This is a genomic window from uncultured Thiodictyon sp. (assembly GCF_903946935.1).
In the GTDB taxonomy this organism is placed as follows: domain Bacteria; phylum Pseudomonadota; class Gammaproteobacteria; order Chromatiales; family Chromatiaceae; genus Thiodictyon.
This window is the reverse complement of record NZ_CAJAXH010000049.1, coordinates 20,044-35,369: the sequence shown is the minus strand read 5'-3', so window position 1 is coordinate 35,369 and position 15,326 is coordinate 20,044. Positions and strand designations below refer to the sequence as shown.

Annotated in this window: 10 protein-coding genes; 6 read left to right on the top strand and 4 right to left on the bottom strand. The window is 62.4% G+C overall.

Annotated elements, in window-relative coordinates:
* Nucleotides 1-104: 104 nt before the first annotated feature.
* Nucleotides 105-326, bottom strand: coding sequence for a hypothetical protein (locus QZX93_RS05060; RefSeq protein ID WP_295384133.1), 222 nt, complete (start codon nucleotides 324-326; stop codon nucleotides 105-107).
* Nucleotides 327-592: 266 nt separating this feature from the next.
* On the opposite strand from QZX93_RS05060, the gene QZX93_RS05055 reads away from it, so the two are divergent.
* From QZX93_RS05055 to QZX93_RS05045, 3 genes are read left to right on the top strand one after another with little or no spacing between them, the layout of a single operon-like run.
* Nucleotides 593-3,574, top strand: a complete 2,982-nt coding sequence (locus QZX93_RS05055) for a pyruvate formate lyase family protein (protein ID WP_295384131.1) — start codon at nucleotides 593-595, stop codon at nucleotides 3,572-3,574.
* A 5-nt stretch (nucleotides 3,575-3,579) separates the two neighbouring features.
* Nucleotides 3,580-4,236, top strand: a complete 657-nt coding sequence (locus QZX93_RS05050; protein WP_295384129.1) for a hypothetical protein — start codon at nucleotides 3,580-3,582, stop codon at nucleotides 4,234-4,236.
* Between the two features lie 15 nt (nucleotides 4,237-4,251).
* Nucleotides 4,252-5,151: a glycyl-radical enzyme activating protein gene (locus QZX93_RS05045; protein ID WP_295384127.1), complete on the top strand. Its 900-nt coding sequence runs from the start codon at nucleotides 4,252-4,254 to the stop codon at nucleotides 5,149-5,151.
* A gap of 122 nt (nucleotides 5,152-5,273) precedes the next feature.
* Here QZX93_RS05045 and QZX93_RS05040 read toward each other — a convergent pair whose 3' ends face one another.
* The 3 genes from QZX93_RS05040 to QZX93_RS05030 form a co-directional block, all read right to left on the bottom strand.
* On the bottom strand, nucleotides 5,274-7,049 hold the full coding sequence (locus QZX93_RS05040; protein WP_295384125.1) for a CHAT domain-containing protein: 1,776 nt from the start codon (nucleotides 7,047-7,049) through the stop codon (nucleotides 5,274-5,276).
* A 233-nt stretch (nucleotides 7,050-7,282) separates the two neighbouring features.
* On the bottom strand, nucleotides 7,283-8,767 hold the full coding sequence (locus QZX93_RS05035) for a metallophosphoesterase (RefSeq protein ID WP_295384124.1): 1,485 nt from the start codon (nucleotides 8,765-8,767) through the stop codon (nucleotides 7,283-7,285).
* Nucleotides 8,768-8,842: 75 nt separating this feature from the next.
* Entirely contained in the window at nucleotides 8,843-9,844 is a 1,002-nt protein-coding gene (locus QZX93_RS05030) for an SRPBCC family protein (RefSeq protein ID WP_295384122.1), read from the bottom strand.
* Between the two features lie 649 nt (nucleotides 9,845-10,493).
* Here QZX93_RS05030 and QZX93_RS05025 point away from each other — a divergent pair.
* From QZX93_RS05025 to QZX93_RS05015, 3 genes are all read left to right on the top strand, one after another.
* On the top strand, nucleotides 10,494-12,416 hold the full coding sequence (locus QZX93_RS05025) for a PrkA family serine protein kinase (protein WP_295384120.1): 1,923 nt from the start codon (nucleotides 10,494-10,496) through the stop codon (nucleotides 12,414-12,416).
* A 96-nt stretch (nucleotides 12,417-12,512) separates the two neighbouring features.
* The gene (locus tag QZX93_RS05020; protein ID WP_295384117.1) at nucleotides 12,513-13,784 is read left to right on the top strand and encodes a YeaH/YhbH family protein; all 1,272 of its coding nucleotides are present in this window, start codon (nucleotides 12,513-12,515) and stop codon (nucleotides 13,782-13,784) included.
* Nucleotides 13,781-15,271, top strand: a complete 1,491-nt coding sequence (locus QZX93_RS05015) for a SpoVR family protein (RefSeq protein ID WP_295384115.1) — start codon at nucleotides 13,781-13,783, stop codon at nucleotides 15,269-15,271. The genes QZX93_RS05020 and QZX93_RS05015 overlap by 4 nt, the downstream gene beginning before the upstream one ends.
* Nucleotides 15,272-15,326 lie beyond the last annotated feature (55 nt).

The following is a 15,326-nucleotide window of genomic DNA, read 5'->3' as shown; positions in this document are numbered from 1 at the left end:
CGGCAGGACCTTCGAACATGGTGCTTCACCCTCGGTTTGTTTGCACTTCCAAGGGTACACAATTTCGCGGGTCCTGCCGCTCTCCTGCGGTGATTCACCAAGCCCTACGCTAGGTCTTGGCCGGATTTATGATCAAGGCCGCCCGCCGTGTGGACGGAGCCATTGACGACGGCCCCGCCGCCGGTCTGCACCAGCGTGGCGAGCCTGGCCTCGAGTGCCTGGCGCTTTGACTCATAGGTCGCCGGCTCCAAGTCCTCGCGCAGGGCCTCCAGACCCGCGAGTTTGGCCAGCAGCTTGTCCTTCTCGGCATCGGCAGATTCAGTCACGGTCCCGGTCTCCATGGCAATTAGGTGGGAAAGAGTCGGCCCAGAGCGGGGGCCATGTCAAGGCCGAGATTGCGCCAATGCGCCGACGCCTCGCACCCCATTACCCGCCAGCACCCTTGGTCGGCAACAATCGGCCATACACGCGCTTGCCAAGCGCAATAAAGCGGTCTAAGCTCCTTTAGCCACGGGTACCCGGCGAGCGGCTGAGACCCCCTCCATACACTGTCTGGTATGATTGAGTTTCTTATGCCTTCAGGAGATGAGCTATGTCCGTTACCAATCCTTTGTCCGGCGGCGGTATCAGGGTGGGACTCGATACGGGTTCGGTGCCGCCCAGGGTTCAGGGTACAGTCACGTCCTTTCCCATCCCCAATGAGGATTTCGGCAAGGTCAAGACGCTGACCGATTTGGCGCTGGGGACCATTACCCTGGAGCAATTCCCCGTCGTCAAGCAGCGGCGCGACCTGCTCTTCAAAGCGGAAGGCATCCCGGTGATCTGCGGCGAGCTACCGACCCTGTTGACCGAGTTCTTGCGCGTTCCCGAGAACCTGAAGCTCCCTCCTTATACACGCCGCGCCCAGGCGCTCAAGCACGTGTTTGAGCATAAGACGCCATTGGTCGACGCCCAGGACCTGCTGCCCGGTCACACCACCAAGAGTTTCGTCGGGGTGCCGATTTATGTCGATACCGGCGGCTACAGCATCTGGCCGGAATTGAAGACGGTCGCCACCCGGGCGCAGAATCCGTTCCGGATCGACCCCGCGGTCGCCGATCGGCTGAATCGCGAAATCTTCCCGTTCTGGCTGGAACACAAGCCGGCAATGGAGTTGGCCCGCTACAGCGACTATGACACGGCCGATTATGAGAATCGGGACCGCGTCACCGGCGGCAATTTCCCGCCGTCCAGCGATCCGCCGTTGAAGAAAAAGGCGGGCGAAACCCCAAAGGCCCATGAGTTGTTCGAGCGGGTCTCCTTTTACCTGCCCGACAAATCGATCAGCGTCTCGCACACGGTGCCCGACTTCCCGCGGGTGCTGCAATTCGGGCTCGATGGGTTGATCGCCCGGGCCAATCGGGACCTGGCCCAAGGCCTGGCGAGTACACCGCAGCAGATAGAATTCCTGCACGGGATGATCGCGGTGTTTGAAGGCGCCAAGCGCTATGCGGCTCACCTGGCCGAGGCCGCGCAGGCGGCCGGCAATACCACGCTCGCGTCGATTTGCCAAAAGGTACCCGCGCAACCCGCAGAGACACTGCACGAGGCATTGGTCTGCATCTGGATTTGCTATCACCTGCTGCTCCAGGAAAACACCAATTTCGGCCTTTCCATCGGACGCCTCGACCAAATTCTGAACCCCTTCTATCTGAAGGATTGGGAGCGACTGGATTCAACCGCCGCCCGCGACCACTATACCCGGCGGGCGGTGGAACTGGTATGCCATTTCTTCCTGCGCTGCTCCGACCATGTGCCGGTGTCACCGGCCGCCTCCGAGGCGTTATTCGCGGGCAGCGGCTCCAATCAGGCGCTGACCCTGGGCGGCTGCCGTTTTGTGAATGGCACGGTGGTGGACGCGGTCAATGACATGACCTATATCATCCTCAAGGCCACGGAACTCCTCGCCATCCGCGACCCCAATGTCCACGCCCGCTATCACCGCGACGTGCATCATCGCGACGCCGACGGCAATCCGTTACCCCCGCAGGTCATGGACCCCTATCTGAAGCGTATCTGCCAGGTCAATATCCGCACCCGGGCCACGCCGGCCCTGCATGGCGACGCGGCGGTCGTGCCCGCCATGGCGAGTTACTATGCCGCCCATGAGGGGATCAGCGAGGATGAGGCACTGGCCGATGCCTATGACTATGCCTCCATCGGCTGCATCGAAGAAAACGCCGCCTACAAACACTATGGCCATACCGGCTCCACGCTGATGGTGCTGCCGGCGGTCCTGGAACTCGCTTTGTACGGGGGTAAACACCGCAGCGACGGCATCGACCCCCAGTCGCCAAACCTGTTCCACGGCACCACCGACTATACGACGCAACCGCTAACCGCGATGACCTCGATGGCAGAGTTCATTGATGCCTTCCGGTTCCAACTGGATGCCATGGTCCAGCACATCGTGCAATGCAACAATTACCTGGGCCGCGCCTTTGAGATCGATCGGGCCTCGCCCTTGCTCTCCGGCCTGTTCACTGGCCCGGCCAATACCCCTGACGGCAGCGGGGCGGTGTTCCGCGACGTGGCGGCCGGCGGGGCCAAGTATAACTCGGCCGGTATCGCGGTCATCGGCCTGGCCGACGTGATCGATTCCTTTTGCGTCCTCGAGACCCTGGTCTTTTCCGGAAAGGTCACTAGGGCGGAATTGCTCGCGGCCATGGCCGCGAATTTCGGCACCCAACCTCAGGAGGAAAAGGGCCTGGCGACGCGTGTGCTTGACGAAGTGACCGAGTGGCTGCATCCCGGACACACGCCGGACCGCCTGCCCACCCTCGGCAGCAAACGCCTGAGCGAGATCCGGGAACTGATCCGCCTGGCACCGAAATACGGTGCCGGCATCGATCGGACGGCCGGCGGCCTGTATGACAATTCGGTGGCGATCAAGCACACCCACTGGTTGACCGAAACGATACAAGAGGTCTTTGCCCGCTATCGCACCCATCGCGGTGGGCGCTATCTGCCTGGCTATTGGAGCATGACCAATCACGCCGGCTTCGGCATGTTGACCAAGGCCACGCCCAACGGGCGGCGCAGCGGCGAGCCCTTTGCCAGCGGCATTACACCCTGCCCGGGGATCGTGAAGCGCAACGGGGACCCGGTCAACCTACTCGACCATATGCTGTCGGTCACCTCGGTCAATCCCCAAACCGTGCAGAACGGTTATACCTACAACCTGAGTTTGACGACCAGCGACCCAGCCCACTTCGAGAAAGATACCGAACTGTTTGCCCGCTACATGAAGACCTTCACGGATGAAAACGGGGTACTGGTGCAGATGTGCGTGTCTTCCATCTCCGACCTGGAGGACGCGGACCGGGCCGCCACGGCCGCGAGTCGGCCGGGTGCGGGAACTGTCGAGAAACAATCCCTGGCACCCTTCCGCGACCTGATGATACGGGTCGCCGGCTATTCCGCCTATTTCGTGACGCTCAGTCCGCAGATGCGTACCGAGATCATCCGGCGGGCCAACTTCGGATTGGCGACCGGCCAAGAACAACACCCAGTGACCGCTATCTCAATGGGGTAATCAGCATGCATCCCATCATTCCTTGCTTCCTGCCGAGTCTGCAAGATACCCTGAAATTGGGTGCCGGCACCGCCGTGGGCCAGGCGCAGTTGCCCGCTTTACTCGCGCATTCCGGCGGACCGTTGCTGGCCCAGGGCATGGCCCTGCTGCTGCGCCTGGGCTTCGGTTTTTTACTGTCCGAGAATCCCTTGGATCCGGCCCACGCGAAGAAGGCCAAGGCATTTTTCGAGGACAATTTCGTGATCACGGACCCGCACGCCCCCGGCGGACATCGCTATTATCAGGGCAAGTTCATGATTCGCTCCAAAAAGCCGGGGGAGAATATGAACGTCATGATGGAATTCTGCCCCGACCCGAAAAAGCTCTATGTGCATTCGGTCTTCGGCGAGACGCTCAATCCCCTGGCGGTGGTCGTCACCCGGGAACTCAGTGAAACCGCGGCCAACGCGCTGGAGAAAGACCCCGGGAAGGTCGATTTGATCATCCGCTTCAAGGATATCGCGTCGATCCTTGGGCTGTTGCAGAATCCGACTGCCGATGTCGCGAGCTTACTGGTCCAGAATCTGCTTCAGGTCACCGGCAACATGGGACATCTGTTTAAGCTCGGGGCCATCGCCACCGATATTCAGCTGTCCTTACCGCTGCCGGCCAAGGCCGCCTGAGACCGACCATCGAAGGTGGCTCCCAAGGCATTCATCTTCGATATCAAACGCGATGCCAGCGAGGATGGGCCTGGCATCCGTACCACGATCTTTTTCAAGGGTTGCCGGTTGGCCTGCGCCTGGTGCCAGAATCCCGAGGGACTATCCCGGACACCAACCCTGTCCGTGGCCATTGAGTCGTGCCGGCCGGATCGGTGCGGCCGGCACTGCATGGCGCTCTGCCCGGCCGGGGTCTTCCGCCTGAGCGACGGCTTGCTGCGACTGGACCGTTCACGCTGCACCTATTGTGGCGACTGCGTGGCGGCCTGCCCCGAGCGGGCACTGGAACTGATCGGTCAATGGTACAGCGTGGACGAGCTCTATTATCGTCTCGCCATCGATAAGCCGTTCTTCCGCTCCAGCGGCGGCGGCGTCACGGCCTCCGGCGGCGAATGCACGATGCAGATGCCCTTCCTCCACGAGTTCTTCCAGAGACTCAGGGCGGCCGACATCCCGACCGCCATCGAAACGAATGGCGTTTTCAATTTCCCGCGATTTCGGCGCCTGCTGCTGCCCTGGCTGGATCTCGTCTATTTCGACCTCAAGCTGATCGACGATGCGGCCAGCCGACGCTATATCGGGATCGGCAGCCGTGCCATACTGACGAATCTACTGCAACTGATCCAGGCCGCGACCATCCCGGTGATCGTCCGTATCCCCTTGATTCCCGGCATCACCGACACCGATGAAAACCTGAAAGGACTCGCCCGGTTCCTACGTGAGCACGCAATCATGAGCGCTGAACTCCTGCCTTACAATCCACTGTGGCAAGACAAGTTGAGCCGTTTCGGTCTGACGGCGCACTATGGCCGCCGGGCGTTCATGACGAGCGAGGAGCTCCAGAGCGCCATCGATCGTTTCCACGCGTTACGCTAGAATCCGCCGCTCCCCTGCCCTGGCCAGCCAGTGGAGCGGTCGCCGGGGCGCCGGCCGACATCGCCATCCCACGGCGCCACCCAGAGCAGGCAGCGGTCACTGCATCGTCCTCGGTGGCTTGCTTAGTCTTTATTTTCGTTGTCGTCCTGAGCGTCTGCCAAGCTGAACCCCGGGCGCAAGGTCTGGAGCGCATACTCCACGAGCTTGTCCCATTCCGAATCTTTCCAGAAGCACCGGTAACGCGACAATTGATAGGCCAGTGCATTCGCGGGGGTGCGGTCCACCTGCTGGAAATTTAAAATGTCTTCCAGACAATCGTCGACTTGCCGCTTGGCCTCGCTGCGATTACGCTTAGGTGCATAATGGCTCCCGAGCAGATTCAACTCAACCAAGTCAGTCAGCGCGAAGGTGCGGAGCGCCCCCTCCAACGACTGTCGTTGCACTTCGACCAGGCGGATCGCGATCGACCACCATTCTCTGGCGTCGATCCCAAATGGCGCACGGGCATTGTCGTCCCGGAGCACCGGCAGCGCATTGAGCGACAGGAATTGGACGGCCCGCCAGAGCAAGGTCGGCTCGGTTTCAAAGGCGCGGCGGTACAGGTCACGGCTTTGGCGGTAGAAGTCCAACGCGCGGCGTTCGTTCGTCTCCGACGCCGCTTCAAGGACCGAGTAGGCAATCCCCAATCGCTTTTTCCAGGCCGCAGTCAGGCTCAACCGCACGGCGGCCGCGGCGCCCAGCCGGTCGCCGTCATCGCACGACGCCGCGCCGAACCAATGACTGAGAACGTCCTCAAAGTTAAGGTCGAGCCGGCTCAGACTCTCGGCATCGTTGCGACCGGCCTCCACCTTGCGGCTAAACAGCGTCCGATCGTCCAGACGGTCCATGATGACATCCACCTTGCCGCGCATCTGCCGCTCGCGGAAGGCCGCGACCTGCTGCTCGAAGTCGGCCGGCAGGGTCGCGTAGGCGACGATACTGGCCCAGTCATGCGTGCTCGGGCAGTCGGTGCGCAATTTCTGACGCAGACCATAGAGTACCCACCGGGGGTCCTCACCATCCAGCAGCGACTTAAACAATTCGCTGGTGACGATGGACGAGGCCCTCATCCACAACGGGAACTGCGACGCGATGACCCATGGCACGCCCGCCGCATGCAGTTCATGGGCGATGCTGCCGCCAGGCGTCAGCACCGAGTTGATATTTCCGGAGTCGCAGGTGGACAGGGACACCAGGGTCGGGCCCTCCCCCGTCGTACCGGTGGCGTCTTTACCCGTCAGCGCCAGCGCCAGACTTTCGCCATCGACGCAATCCGGTTGCGTGCGATCCTCCTGACGACACAGCACAATACCGAAGCGCTTGTCGCCGGCGAAGGGCATCGGCGCGCCGTGGGCCAGGATATGCACATGGGTGTATTGCCGCTTGGCGCAGGCGGCGCGGATATCCTGCAGGCTCGCATCGGGCAATACGGCAAGGTGTTTCTTGGTTTCGACGAGGCGTTGGGTCGGATCGCCCTTGACCTTCAGCCAGGGGTTTATCGCGTCGCGCAGGGCCCTCAGGTGCGCATCGGCCGGCACCTGCGGAAGCCCCGGCGGCGAGGCGAACGCCAACAGAATCTGTGGCTTGCGGTTCCAGTCCAACGGCAGCATCCGGCCGCGGCGGACTTCGCGGGTGATCGCGACCGGCGTATTCGATTGCAGGAACAAGGGCGAACCGGTGCCGGGGAAACCAGCCGGCGACACCGCCGTCTCGAACGGCACCATGCCCAGTTCGCTCGCCGACAGCGACAGGCGCAGATGCACCAGCCGCCGCCCTTGAGACCGCGCGCGGCTCAACTCAGCGAGCAAGGTCGGTATCTCGCCGAGCAAATCGCCGAGCCGCCGGCCCAGGTCCTGCAATTCCACCTGCCGCTGTGCCGTTTGCACCTCAATGTCCGCGCCGGACTGCTCGTAGCGCAGCCGTTGCAGGCGCATCAGCAATTGCTGGTGCTCAAACGGCAGATGCAGTGTGACCGGACTATCGCCGCCGCACAAGGCGATGTAGGGCGTGAGCGGCGAGAGCAGTTGATTATGCGACGGACCGGACCGGACCAGTTCGAGTCTGACCTCAAGGATTGCACTCATCGTGGGCCTCACGAAAATTGCTTGACGATCTCCGGCTGGCCGCTGCCGTCGCCGATGACATGAGTGAGTCGACCGACGGCGTGCCCATTTTCGAGGCTGATCGACACCGCGCTGGTCCGATCCAGCACCAGGGATTGGCCATTGAAGTGGGCGTCGTCGAGCGCCGCCATGCTACCGGTCTTGAGCACGTCGTAAATTGGCTTGAACACCGCGCTGCCGGCCAGCATCGCCTCGGTAAAGCGGACCAAGCGGATCCAGGTCCCGCAATTGAAGTAGAAACGTCCCGCGCCCATGTCGATGGCGCGCTCCAGATGCGTATGGCCGGTGACGACGAAATTGACTGCCGAGCCCAGTTTCTTGACGGTCTCGGCATAGGTTGCGTCCGCCGCAGCGAGGTCGAACGTCGTGTCGTTCTTGAGCCAGTCCTGCAAGGCCCGCCGCAAGGCCTCATCGGGGCTGACACCGGTCAGCCAGCCGGTGAGCCGATCCCAGACCAATTGGCCGGCACCCAAGGGCGCGTCGCCGAAGGTATTGACCGGCCGGTCGGTGCTGTCCAGCTCCAAGGCGGCGAGCATTTCGTCCCCGGTGCGACCGGGCCGGGCGCCGACCGACTGCATACTCTCGAGCACGTTCGGCCCCAGCAAGGACTCCAGCGACGGCACGGCAGCCGTGGGCGCGGGGGCGTGCAGACCCTCGGCCGAGAGGCGCTGGTCCACTTGCGTCGCGTCGACCGCCTGGCGGCCGACGATGGCCGGAAGCTTGCTGAGCTTACCGAGTTGCGAGGGGTCGAGGGCAAGCAGGGTACCGATGGCGGCGGAGTTTTCCGGCTTGAGCAGGTCGATCCAGGCGTACCGCTTCTTGACCTCGTTCATCACGTCCTTGACCATGCGGGTACCGGCGTTCGCCGTCCATTCGTCGAGGGGCAGGCCGCGGGCGCTGTTGATACGCCGGGCCGCTTTCGACAACTCCTCATAGCGGTTGAAGTTCCAGGCGTCCACCTCATTGCCGTGGGTGCAAAACACCCGTGCATGACCGACCGTACAGGCATAGCCGGCGCCAGCGGTGGAAAACTCCACCCGCGCCCGGGCGCGGGCATCATCGCCGCACAGTCGCTCCAATAGCCGCCATTGCACGTTCGGGAAGGCGATCTCAATGTCATGATTACCGATCGCGAACACGAGGCGCCGACCCTCCCGCTTGACGAATGCGGCGAGCGCATCCCACACCGGCGCGAAGGCGCTGTCGCCCATGATGCGATCCAAGATCGGCAGCGCGTTGTCCACCGCAATGTAGCCATTGGTGTCTTCGGCCAAGGTGTCGATGATGTCGCCGTTGAGAATGAGCGCGACCCGCTCGGTGGGCCGGCGTGCCCCGACCCAGCCGATGAAATTGGCCAAGCGCCCCGTCTGACGCAGGATCTGGAAGCCGGGCTTGCCACCCATGTGAATGTCCGAGATCACATGGATTTCGTCGTAGTCAGGAAACTCGCTCATCTTAACCCCCATGGTGTGAAGACAACAGGCGGCGCAAGAATAGCACAAACCGCGTTCGCTGCCGGGCAGGCAACGTCAGCGAATCGGCACCAGGATACGGGTCAGGTAATCATTGCTGTCGCTGGTCTGGCTCGGGTCTCTGACATAGAGCTCCAGCGACGGGCGGGAGCGATCCCGGCGGGCGCGGACCATGCGCAGGTGGGCCATGACGGCGCTCCAGACCGGCCCCAGAAACTGGTAGCTGCCCTGGAGTTCGGTGCCGTAGTAACGCCCGCCGCCCAGGCGCTTGAGGGCAAAGGGGCCGGGGTCGGTGCCCTCCGGGACCGGGAGCGCCAGGTCGCAGCGCAACCGAGTGACCTTGGCATTGACCTTGTAATAGGCCATGAAGGCGGGGCCCGGCGGCGTGACACCGATCGCGGCGCAGTGGGCGCCCAGGCGCGGGAGGCCATCGCCCATCGTCGCGATCAGGCCGGCCAGGTCGCCGCTGTAGGGGATGGTGAGCGCCGTCTGCGCCGGATGGTCGATTGGCCCCAAAAAGCGGATCTCGGGCCGCTCGGCGGTGGGGTCGAGGCGACCGCGCAGCCGTGCCAGACCGAGCTCGAAGTCGTATTCCATCATCCGGGTCATGAGCCCGGTGAGAAAGCGCAATAGGAAAGGCAGGCGCCCACGCATGGCCCAGGTGACCTCGGTAGCGCCGTCCGCGGCGGCGGCGAACTCCCACCACACGGTGTTTTCGGTCTTGAATGGACGGATGAAGCGGATGCGCTGGTCGATCCGCGTGGGCTCCATCAGTCGCTCATGGGTGAGTCGGCCGGCACCGATCGCCTGGCCGTCCCAACTGTAATAGCCGCCCTCCTGGTCCGGGTGCGGGCTGTATTCCAATCGGGCCGCGGGATCGTGCAGCAGCCAGGGACTCCAGTCCGACCAACCGCGCAGGTCCCGGACCCGGGCAAAGACGGTGCGGGCATCCGTATTCATCAGGAGCGAGCGGCGGATGAGAAACTCCGCCGGCTGGCTGGCGAGATAGGCCAAGGCCGCGGCGACCAGGATCAGTAGAAGAACCAACAAATAGAGCATGATGGTAGTCCGTGGATAGCTGGGGCCGACTCAAGGTGTTGCCCCGGGTTGGTCGGCAGGTTTGCGTTCGGTTTGCGTGCGGTTTGCGTGGGTCGGGGAGCGACCCTCCATGGCCTGGATGTCGCGAACCGGCCCGGTCGCCGCTTGGAGCGGGGCAAACTCGTCCTTGAAATGCGCCACTCATTGCGCGGGAAAGTCCCCCGCGGTCCTGACCTAGGACGAAGCGGGTACGGCGGGTCGCCACCCGCAGGTCGTGCAGGCATTCGGCATCCAAATAGTCCAAGGCGAACATGCTCAATGGATGGGTCCCACGGTGGCGGCGGCGGGCCGCGACGTCTGAGGAGGATCCGCGCCGCCCGATTATCACAAAAACGGGGCGGCTTAGTCACCGTGCCCGACGCCGATTGTCCCCACGCCCGGGACTAGCGATCCGCCCGGCCTTATTGTTACTCTCACGCCCCGAGGCCGCCGGGAGACTGGAGGTCCAGGCTTAGGCCCGCAACGATGATCAAGACCACGGCCAGTGTGGTCCGGTCTTTGCTTAATTTCAGACCAGCCTTGTCTTTTCGCGGTTTGACCCGAAACAGGTGGTCAAGTGAGCCGCCGCGGTTCGATCCGGCGGGTGACAGCAGCAAACGAGGTTAAGAGCATGTCGATCTTCGAGCGTTACCAGGCCCGTTATGAGGCATCCCGCGAGGAGGTCATGAGCCTGGATGAGTATCTGCAACTGTGTAAGGCCGACCCCGGGGCCTATGCCTGGGCGGCAGAGCGGTTGCTGGCGGCCATCGGCGAGCCGCAACTGGTGGATACCCGCGACGACCCGCGCCTGAGCCGCATCTTTCAGAACAAGGTGCTGCGGCGCTACCCCGCCTTTCCCGAGTTCTACGGGATGGAGGAGTCGATCGAGCAACTGGTCTCCTATCTGCGGCACGCCGCCCAGGGGTTGGAGGAAAAGAAGCAGATCCTCTACCTGCTGGGACCCGTGGGCGGCGGCAAGTCGTCGCTGGCGGAGAAGCTCAAGGAACTGATGCAAGAGCGGCCCTTCTATGCCATTCAGGGCTCTCCGGTGTTCGAGTCGCCGCTGGGGCTCTTCTCCGCGGAAGAGGACGGCCCCATCCTGGAGGAGGACTACGGCATCCCCGTGCGCTATCTGCGCGGCATCATGTCCCCCTGGGCGGTGAAGCGCCTGCAGGAATTCAAGGGCGATATCACCCGCTTCAAGGTGGTCAAGCTCTATCCCTCGATCCTGGAACAGGTGGCGATCGCCAAGACCGAACCGGGCGACGAGAACAACCAGGACATCTCCTCCCTGGTGGGCAAGGTCGATATCCGTCAGTTGGAGCACTTCGCGCAGCACGACGCGGATGCCTACAGCTATTCCGGCGCACTGTGCCGGGCCAATCAGGGCATCATGGAATTCGTGGAGATGTTCAAGGCGCCGATCAAGGTGCTACATCCCCTGCTCACCGCCACCCAGGAGGGCAATTACAACGGCACCGAGGGGCTCTCGGCCCTGCCCTTCCAGGGTATCGTCCTGGCCCATTCCAATGAGTCGGAATGGCAATCGTTCCGCAACAACAAGAACAACGAGGCGTTCCTCGACCGCGTTTTCATCGTCAAGGTACCCTATTGCCTGAGGGTCAGCGATGAGGTGAAGATCTATGCCAAGCTGCTGCGCAACAGCTCGCTGGCGCATGCCCCCTGCGCCCCCGGCACGCTGGAGATGATGGCCCAGTTCTCCGCACTCACCCGCATCAAGGAACCGGAGAACTCCAGCATCTTCTCCAAGATGCGGGTCTATGACGGCGAGAACCTGAAGGACACCGACCCCAAGGCCAAGTCGGTCCATGAATACCGCGACTATGCCGGCGTGGACGAGGGCATGACCGGGATCTCCACCCGCTTCGCCTTCAAGATCCTGTCACAGGTGTTCAACTTCGACCACACCGAGGTGGCCGCCAATCCGGTCCACCTGCTTTATGTGCTGGAGAAGCAGATCGCCCGCGATCAACTACCCCCGGAGACCCAGGAGCGCTATCTCAGCTATCTCAAGCAATACCTGGCGCCGCGCTATGCCGAATTCATCGGCAAGGAATTGCAGACGGCCTATCTGGAGTCTTATGCCGAGTACGGTCAGAACATCTTCGACCGCTATGTGACCTATGCCGACTACTGGATCCAGGACCAGGAATACCGCGACCCCGACACCGGCGAGATGATGAACCGCGGCGGCTTGAATGAGGAGCTGGAGAAGATCGAAAAGCCGGCCGGTATCTCCAACCCCAAGGACTTCCGCAACGAGATCGTCAACTTCGTGTTGCGGGCGCGCGCCAACAACGGCGGCGCCAATCCCCGCTGGACCAGCTACGAGAAGCTGCGGGTGGTCATCGAGAAGAAGATGTTCTCCAATACCGAGGAACTGCTGCCGGTCATCTCATTCAATGCCAAGGCCTCGGTGGACGACCAGAAAAAGCACGATCAGTTCGTCGACCGCATGACCGACAAGGGCTACACCGCCAAGCAGGTTCGCCTGCTGTCGGAGTGGTATCTGCGGGTCCGCAAGGCACAATGAGCGCGCCGCGGCGCCGGTAACGGGTGACGGCGCCGCCCGCCGGCCGGCGCCGCCCTCGCTATCTTCGGCAAGCAGGTCCTGGAGCACCATTACCCCATGTCCCATTTCATCGACAGGCGACTGAACGGCCGCAACAAGAGCGCCGTCAACCGCCAGCGCTTTATCAAGCGCTATAAGACTCAGCTCAAGCGGGCGGTGGCCGACGCGGTCAACCAGCGCAGCATCACCGACATCGACTCGGGCGAACAGGTCGGGATTCCCTCGCGGGACATCTCCGAGCCGATTTTTCATCACAGCCAGGGCGGCACCCGTGACATGGTCCACCCCGGCAACCGGGACTTCATGACCGGCGACCAAATCCAGCGACCGGAGGGCGGCGGACGCGGCGGCTCCGGCCAGGGCAAGGCGGGCAAGGGCGGACTGGGGGAGGACGAGTTCCTCTTCGAACTGTCCCGAGAGGAGTTCATGGATCTCCTCTTCGACGATCTGGAACTGCCGAACCTGGTCCGCAATCAGTTGCTTGGAAGTACCGAGTTCAAGACGATCCGGGCCGGTTACCGCACCGATGGGGCGCCCTCGAACATCGACGTGGTTCGGTCACTCAAGGGCTCAATTGCGCGGCGCACCGCCTTGGGCGGCCCTTACCGAGCCCGCATCCGGGCCTTGGAGGAGGAGCTCGCGGCGCTGCTCGCATTAGGGACGGCCGCGGACGACCCCCGCGTCCTGGCACTGCAAGCGGAAATCGACCGCCAACGTACGCGCATCGCGGCGCTACCCTTTATCGATACTTTCGACCTGCGCTATCAGGGCTTCGTCAAGCGGCCCGAGCCGACCAGCAAGGCGGTGATGGTCTGCATCATGGACGTGTCCGGGTCCATGGATCAGGCCCGCAAGAACCTGGCCAAGCGCTTCTTCATCCTGCTGTATCTCTTTCTCAAGCGCAATTACGACCGCATCGAAGTGGTCTTCATCCGCCATCACACCATTGCCCAGGAGGTGGATGAGCAAGAGTTCTTCTATTCGCGCGAGACCGGCGGTACCGTGGTCTCCAGCGCGCTGGATTTGACCTATGATGTGCTGCGCGAACGCTATGACCCGGGCGTCTGGAACATCTATGCCGCCCAGGCCTCCGACGGCGACAACTGGGACTCCGACTCCACGGTGTGCCGTGACCTGCTGGTCACCAAGCTGCTGCCGTTGATGCGTTACTTCGCCTATGTGGAGATCACCCCCCGCCAGCATCAGAGCCTGTGGTACGCCTACCAGGAGGTGGCCGCGGCCCATCGCCACTTCGTTATGCGTCAGATCGACGGGGCCGACGATATCTTTCCCGTGTTCAGGGATCTCTTCAAGAGGCAGGTGGCATGACCAGTCGCATCATCTCGGACTCATCCGAGTGGACCTTTGCGCTGTTGGAGCGCTTCGATCGCGAGTTGGGCCGGCTGGCCCACGAGGTCTACGGCCTGGACACCTACGCCAATCAGATCGAGGTGATCGGCTCCGAACAGATGATCGACGCCTACTCCTCGGTCGGGCTGCCGATCAACTATCACCATTGGTCGTTCGGCAAGCAGTTCGTCAGCACCGAGCAGACCTATCGCCGCGGTCAGATGGGGCTGGCCTATGAGATCGTGATCAACTCCGACCCCTGTATTTCCTATCTGATGGAGGAGAATACCCTGCCGATGCAGGCACTGGTCATTGCCCATGCCTGTTATGGTCACAACAGTTTCTTCAAGGGCAATTATCTGTTCCGCACCTGGACCAGCGCCGATGCCATCATCGACTACCTGGTGTTTGCCCGTAAATACATCGCCAGTTGCGAGGAGCGCTATGGCGAGGCCGCGGTGGAACTGCTGCTCGATTCCTGTCATGCCCTGATGAATCACGGGGTGGACCGCTATCAGCGCCCGGCGCCGCTCAGCATGACCGAGGAGCAGCGCCGCCAGGACGAGCGGGCCGACTATATCCAATCCCAAGTCAATGACCTGTGGCGCACGGTACCCACCCATAGCGCCGACGGCACGCCGCCCGCCGATACCCCCTGGCCCCCGGAGCCACAGGAAAATCTGCTCTATTTCATCGAGAAGAATGCCCCGTTGCTGGAGCCCTGGCAGCGTGAGATCGTGCGCATCGTGCGCAAGGTCAGCCAGTATTTCTACCCGCAGCGCCAGACCCAGGTGATGAATGAGGGCTGGGCAACCTTCTGGCATTTTACCCTGATCAATCGCCTCTACGAGGAGGGCTTTGTCAGCGACGGATTCATGCTGGAATTTCTCCAGTCCCATACCGGCGTGATCTTTCAGCCGCCCTTCGATGCCCCCTACTATAACGGCATCAATCCCTATGCCCTGGGGTTCGCGATGATGCGCGACATCCGCCGTATTTGCGAATCGCCCACCGCGGAGGATCGCGACTGGTTTCCCGATATCGCGGGCGGGGACTGGCTCAAGGTGATGGATTTTGCGATGCGCAATTTCAAGGACGAGAGCTTCATCGCGCAATTCCTCTCGCCGCACCTCATGCGTGAATTTCATCTGTTCGCCGTGCGCGATGACGACCGGGAGGAGGCGATCGCGGTAACCGCCATACACGAAGAGCAGGGTTATCGGGGGCTGCGCCAAGCCCTGGCAGAGCAGTACAATCTGGGCAGCCGCGAGCCCAACATCCAGGTCGTCAACGTCGATCGGCGGGGCGACCGCTCCCTGACGCTGCGACATTTCAGGCACAACCGGCGGCCACTGGCCGAGTCAGCAACCGAGGTGCTCAAGCATGTGCGGCGGCTGTGGGGATTTCGGGTACGCATGGAGTCGGTGGATGAACAGGGTCGGGTCCAATTGATCGCTGAACTCTAGGCCCGAATTCGATCGACAACAGGGCTACACGCAATCGCAAATCCGGTTAAGATCC

Bases quoted from the DNA above. Each gene is read 5' to 3' on its own strand.
- QZX93_RS05055 (WP_295384131.1), top strand. From the start codon at position 593: ATGTCCGTTACCAATCCTTTGTCCGGCGGCGGTATCAGGGTGGGACTC.
- QZX93_RS05050 (WP_295384129.1), top strand. From the start codon at position 3,580: ATGCATCCCATCATTCCTTGCTTCCTGCCGAGTCTGCAAGATACCCTG.
- QZX93_RS05035 (WP_295384124.1), bottom strand. From the start codon at position 8,767: ATGAGCGAGTTTCCTGACTACGACGAAATCCATGTGATCTCGGACATT.
- QZX93_RS05030 (WP_295384122.1), bottom strand. From the start codon at position 9,844: ATGCTCTATTTGTTGGTTCTTCTACTGATCCTGGTCGCCGCGGCCTTG.
- QZX93_RS05025 (WP_295384120.1), top strand. From the start codon at position 10,494: ATGTCGATCTTCGAGCGTTACCAGGCCCGTTATGAGGCATCCCGCGAG.
- QZX93_RS05020 (WP_295384117.1), top strand. From the start codon at position 12,513: ATGTCCCATTTCATCGACAGGCGACTGAACGGCCGCAACAAGAGCGCC.
- QZX93_RS05015 (WP_295384115.1), top strand. From the start codon at position 13,781: ATGACCAGTCGCATCATCTCGGACTCATCCGAGTGGACCTTTGCGCTG.